This window comes from Pacificibacter sp. (assembly GCF_039769035.1).
Taxonomy (GTDB): domain Bacteria; phylum Pseudomonadota; class Alphaproteobacteria; order Rhodobacterales; family Rhodobacteraceae; genus Celeribacter.
This window is the reverse complement of sequence record NZ_JBDMZG010000133.1, coordinates 1-5,159: the sequence shown is the minus strand read 5'-3', so window position 1 is coordinate 5,159 and position 5,159 is coordinate 1. Positions and strand designations below refer to the sequence as shown.

Genomic DNA, 5,159 nt, shown 5'->3' with positions numbered 1-5,159 from the left:
CTCGTACCAAGGAAGACATCCTCATCGCTCTGGAGCAGGGGCGCGCGTCCATCAGTGCCAATCCAAACAATCCAAGGGTCGAGCTCTTTGCATCCTTGGATCGTGGGGAAACGTTTGAGCTTATGATGGGGGACAATGCTGTGTCGCGCGGCACACCTGTCGTCTTTGAAGTGCGCCTTCATGGCGGCGTACAACCTGATGTGAGTTATGACGTGAGAGTGGTTAAAAACCGCGCTGAGTTTGGGCGTTTCAGCACGGACCCCGCCACGGGCACAGTGCGGTTTACGGACAACCCGAGCACGGAGCACCATAGCTACTACCGTGTCGAGATCGAAGGGCCGCAAACGCCGTTTCCTGAAGTGCCAGTTTGCATGAACCAAAGTGGTCCTATGGTCGCTTTGTCCAACCCGATCTATTTCAACTACGATCCCGACTTTTAGCGCGCGTTAGGCGCAGCGCACGCTGTCGAAATCTGCTGATCACATTTCTTTTGTAAGGTTCTCATACGCTAGAAAGCATGTGGGTGCTTGGCGTGTGGGAAAGTTAGGACGGAGGCCCCGCGACCACAATTTAGGTCACATGGTTCTCGTGCGGAGATTATCAGCATGAGAGGCAGAGCATGACAGTAGAGACTTCATCTGTGGGGGATGAACCTACACTTGAGCGCACCTACGAGGCGGCGCAGCGCCAGTTGCAACGCGCCATCGACCTTGTAGATGCAGCATTGGATGCCCCGAAAACAGGGGGTGTGGGCAATTTGAAAGAGTCGCCGAAGGTTTTCGCGGAACTCAGGCAGGCGCTCTTACATCTTTATACGGAAAGGAACCGGCTGGATGAGCAAAGGCGCAAAACAGGTGAGCGAGGCACCGGAGATCTCGACTTTAGCGCCGCGCGCGCTGAGATCCTTGATCGATTGGATCGCCTCAGAACCCCGAGAGACGCAGACAACGTTTCTTAATGACTTGGATCAGGGGGCGCTTTTGGCGCTCCCTTTTTTGTTCGAAGCTTGGGCTTTAAATCACCAAGTGCCTCCCATGGGGGACTGGCGGACATGGGTAATCATGGGCGGGCGCGGCGCAGGCAAAACGCGCGCTGGGTCTGAATGGGTGCGCTCTATGGTCGAAGGACCGCGTGCGGTGGACAAAGGGCGTGCCAAACGCGTGGCATTGGTGGGCGAGACCTATGATCAAGCGCGCGAAGTGATGGTGTTTGGCGACAGTGGTATCATTGCGTGTTCTCCGCCAGATCGCCGGCCCAAATGGGTTGCGACACGCCGCACATTGGTTTGGCCCAATGGGGCGGAGGCTATGGTGTTCTCTGGAAATGATCCTGAAGCGCTGCGCGGGCCGCAATTTGATGCGGCTTGGGTGGACGAGTTGGCGAAATGGAAGAAACCACGTGAGGCGTGGGACATGTTGCAGTTTGGGCTGCGTCTTGGCGATATGCCGCGCCAAGTGGTGACGACCACACCGCGCAATGTGAATATTTTGAAAGAGATTTTGGAGCTGCACTCAAGCGTTGTGACGCGCGCCCCGACCGAGGCGAACGCCGCCAATCTGGCGCCGTCTTTCTTGGAAGAGGTCCGCACGCGCTATGCTGGCACACGCCTTGGGCGGCAAGAACTCGATGGTGTTTTACTTGACGAGGAAGAGGGCGCGTTGTGGTCTTTGAACAAGCTCGAAGCAAACCGTGCAGACAGTTTGCCCGAATTTGATCGCATCGTTGTGGCTGTCGATCCGCCGGTGACGTCCCACAAAGGGTCCGATGAATGCGGCATCGTTGTGGTTGGCGCCGTTACGCAAGGTCCACCTCAAGACTGGCGGGCGTATGTGTTGGAGGACGCGACGATGTCTGCGGCGTCTCCAACCAAGTGGGCGCAAGGGGCGATTGACGCACTGGAACGTTGGGAAGGCGATAAAATCGTTGCCGAGGTGAACCAAGGTGGCGATATGGTGGAGAGCGTGCTGCGTCAGCTTGATCCGATGGTGCCCTATAAATCTGTACGTGCAACTCGTGGCAAAGCAGCGCGCGCCGAACCGGTGGCCGCCCTCTATGATCAGGGGCGTGTTTTGCATACGCGGGGCCTCGGGGATTTAGAGGATCAGATGACCAAGATGACCGCGCAAGGATATAAGGCCTCTGGGTCGCCAGACCGATTAGATGCATTGGTTTGGGCCGTGCATGATTTGATGATTGCGCCGGCCGCCGGTCACAAACGACCACGGATTCGCACATTGGGATGACCGTGGCACAATTTGGACGCCAAATGATTGGCCCCGCCTTCGCAGTGAGATGTCGAAGGCGGGGCCATTTTTATTTTGGGGGCAAATTTATGCGGGGTCTGTACGTATCTAGACCGGCGATAGTGCTGGGTTGTCGAACACATTTTTTCATGTGAATTTTGTTTAATTAATTGTTTTTGTTTGCGTAATTACTTTGTGTTGCGCGCTGAGGCGGGCAGCGCACGCTCTTATAGGAAGATGTTTCATCCTATCCCGTAAAACTCAATCTACCGAAGGCGAACAGACACAAAGAACCAAGTGATCGGGGCGCTGACGGAACAGAGATTTGGGAAGGCGCGGACACCGCGGTGGGCTGAGATGCGCCAGATGGCGGATCATGTCCCCTTTCCAGACCCTCGGGCGGCCTCGCAGAAATGCGGCCCCCGAGGGCAAAGTTTGAGAGTGAGCCATGCAGCGGTCGGGGTGTTCCGAACCATTGCATTTAGCGGGGTGCCCGATGGCATCTGCGGACAGTTTGAGGAGAGACACGGATATGGTGTTTGACTTTATGAAGCGAGGCGCACAGGCGCAGCCTGAGGTGAAAGCCTCAGCAACAGGTCCAGCGATCGCTTATTCAAGCGCAGGCCGTGTGGCATGGAGCCCACGCGACACAGGCACGCTCACGCGTGTTGGGTTTACAGGTAACCCTGTCGGGTTTCGGTCAGTGAAGTTGATCGCAGAAGCCGCCAGCGCGTTGCCAATTGTTTTGCAAAACGCGCAGGCACGTTTTGAAGAGCATCCGCTTTTGTCTGTGATCTCACGCCCAAACCCAGTGCAGGGGCGTAGTGATTTGTTCGAAGCGCTCTATGCGCAGATCCTGTTGTCAGGCAATGGATATCTGGAAGCTGTTGGTGAACAGGGCGAAGTTCCGGTTGAGCTGCATGTTTTGCGGTCTGATCGTATGGGATTGGTGCCCGGTGCTGATGGCTGGCCTGTCGCATATGAATATGCTGTCGGCAATCGCAAGCACCGCTTTGATGTGATCGATGGGCAATCGCCCGTGTGCCATATCAAATCGTTCCACCCCAGTGATGACCATTACGGCTTGTCGCCGATCCAAGCCGCAGCCACTGCGATTGACGTGCACAATTCGGCGTCTCGTTGGTCCAAAGGCTTGCTCGACAATGCAGCACGCCCATCTGGCGCGATTGTGTATGGCGGTTCTGATGGGCAGTCGTCGATGAGTTCGGATCAATATGATCGCTTGTTGACCGAGATGGAAAGCCATCACCAAGGTGCGCGCAATGCGGGTCGTCCGATGTTGCTTGAAGGCGGCCTGGATTGGAAACCTATGGGCTTTAGCCCGTCTGATATGGAGTTCCAAAAAACCAAAGAGGCCGCGGCGCGTGAAATTGCGCTCGCCTTTGGGGTGCCGCCGATGCTTTTGGGCATTCCAGGGGACGCGACCTATGGCAATTACCAAGAAGCCAACCGCGCGTTTTACCGTCTGACCGTTCTGCCATTGGTGCAAAAGGTGACCGGTTCAATCGGACATTGGTTGTCTGAAATGATGGGCGAAGTCATTGAATTAAAACCTGATTTGGATCAGGTGTCCGCATTGGCGCCTGAGCGCGATGCCCAGTGGAACCGTGTGGCCAAGGCGGATTTTCTCACTGCCGATGAAAAGCGCGCCATGCTTGGATTGCCGCCATTGACGCCTGATGCACAGGCAGAGGTTTTTGATGATGTGCCAGCCGAAGAGGTCGGCACGCAAACCGAGGAGACACCCGATGCGTAAGCAATTTGAAAGCGGGCTTGAGCATAAATTCATGCGCCTAGGCGAAGATATTAAGGTCACGGATGGCGTTGAAATCGAAGGCTATGCGTCGTTGTTTGGCCATCGTGATCAAGGTGGTGATGTCGTCCAAGAGGGCGCGTATCGCAAATCTTTGGCCGCTTTGAAAGCCAAAGGACGTTCGGTCAAAATGCTGTGGCAACATGATCCGGCCCAACCGATCGGGATTTGGGATGAGGTGCGCGAAGATACGCGTGGTCTTTATGTCAAAGGACGTTTGCTGACGGATGTTGAAAAGGGTCGCGAAGCTGTGGCCTTGATCGACGCTGGTGCGATTGATGGATTGTCGATTGGCTACCGCACGGTGCGTGCGCAAAAGGGCCAAGACTCAAAGAATGGCAAAGCTGCAAGGCTTTTGTCTGAACTGGAACTTTGGGAGGTGTCACTCGTGACCTTTCCAATGCTTCCTGAAGCGCGGCTGGTGACAGAGGAAAAGGGGGATGATCCCTTCGCCACTGAATGCCTGATGCGTGATCTCGCGGACGCTTTCACAAGTGCACGCAAGCTGCTGGCCGAAGATTAAGGTCAGCGCTTTCACCCTCTAACCAACAAAACACGAAGGATTGTTTGGATGAGCAAAACCGAGACAAAGGCTCGGGCCGGTACCGGTGTGTCCGATTTGTCGGCCAAATCTGTGCCGCTCCCGACCGGACCTGCCACTGAGGTGAAGACCGCGCTGGCCGGTTTCATGAGTGATCTCAAAGACTTTCAAACCGATATCAAATCAAAGTTTCAAGAACAGGAAGAGCGACTGAACATGCTTGATCGTAAATCACACAATTTCGGCCGTCCGGCCCTTTCCGTATCACAAGAGGTGGATATGTCCCATAAATCTGCATTTGGCGCCTATGTGCGTGTTGGCGACGACGACGCGTTGCGTAGTCTCGAGCTTGAAGGCAAGTCCATGTCCACAGCCGTAAACGGCGATGGCGGGTATCTTGTTGATCCGCAAACTGCGGACACGATCAAGACTGTGCTGAAATCCACAGCGTCGATCCGTTCGATTGCAAACGTGGTGAACGTCGAAGCCACATCTTATGACGTGTTGATCGATACTACAGATGTTGGCACAGGTTGGGTTT

General features: G+C 55.2%; 6 protein-coding genes. All 6 read left to right on the top strand.

Annotated features, from left to right (window positions below):
* On the top strand, positions 1 to 440 hold a 440-nt coding region (locus tag ABF287_RS11535), incomplete at its 5' end, for a hypothetical protein (RefSeq protein WP_347185154.1).
* Between the two features lie 179 nt (positions 441 to 619).
* On the top strand, positions 620 to 958 hold the full coding sequence (locus ABF287_RS11530) for a hypothetical protein (protein WP_347185156.1): 339 nt from the start codon (positions 620 to 622) through the stop codon (positions 956 to 958).
* On the top strand, positions 855 to 2,243 hold the full coding sequence (locus ABF287_RS11525) for a terminase family protein (protein WP_347185155.1): 1,389 nt from the start codon (positions 855 to 857) through the stop codon (positions 2,241 to 2,243). Before ABF287_RS11530 ends, ABF287_RS11525 begins: the two co-directional genes overlap by 104 nt.
* Positions 2,244 to 2,775: 532 nt before the next feature.
* The gene (locus tag ABF287_RS11520) at positions 2,776 to 4,020 is read left to right on the top strand and encodes a phage portal protein (protein ID WP_347185153.1); all 1,245 of its coding nucleotides are present in this window, start codon (positions 2,776 to 2,778) and stop codon (positions 4,018 to 4,020) included.
* Positions 4,013 to 4,600: an HK97 family phage prohead protease gene (locus ABF287_RS11515; protein WP_347185152.1), complete on the top strand. Its 588-nt coding sequence runs from the start codon at positions 4,013 to 4,015 to the stop codon at positions 4,598 to 4,600. Before ABF287_RS11520 ends, ABF287_RS11515 begins: the two co-directional genes overlap by 8 nt.
* A gap of 48 nt (positions 4,601 to 4,648) precedes the next feature.
* Positions 4,649 to 5,159: phage major capsid protein (locus ABF287_RS11510; protein ID WP_347185151.1), on the top strand; the 511-nt coding region annotated here is incomplete at its 3' end.